The sequence below is a fragment of the Domibacillus sp. 8LH genome, assembly GCF_038806185.1.
Taxonomy (GTDB): Bacteria; Bacillota; Bacilli; order Bacillales; family Domibacillaceae; genus Domibacillus; species Domibacillus indicus_A.
Genome location: NZ_JAVJNG010000133.1, coordinates 1 through 273, shown reverse-complemented (window position 1 = coordinate 273; position 273 = coordinate 1). Strand labels below are relative to the sequence as shown.

The following is a 273-nucleotide window of genomic DNA, read 5'->3' as shown; positions in this document are numbered from 1 at the left end:
ACCTAAGGGAGTTGCTTATGAACCCATTCGTTCTCAAGCAAACTATGATTACAGTGAACAAGAGAATTCATCGTATACTCCACCAGTTCCAATTGAGGAAGATCAAGTGGAAGCATCCTTGCAAAGTAGGATACTCCAATTGCACCATAGGGGAAAAAGCAATACCGAAATTGCAAAGCAACTGGACTGCGGCAAGACAGAAGTTGAGCTTATTATAAAATTGTATGCAAAAAATGGTGAATAATACTTGCTTAGAGGCGAACGGTATGATAT

At 39.6% G+C, this 273-nt stretch carries 1 protein-coding gene; it reads left to right on the top strand.

The window, feature by feature from the left end; translation table 11 throughout:
* On the top strand, positions 1-244 hold a 244-nt coding region (locus RG959_RS24140; RefSeq protein ID WP_483298927.1), incomplete at its 5' end, for a DUF6115 domain-containing protein.
* Positions 245-273: the final 29 nt, after the last annotated feature.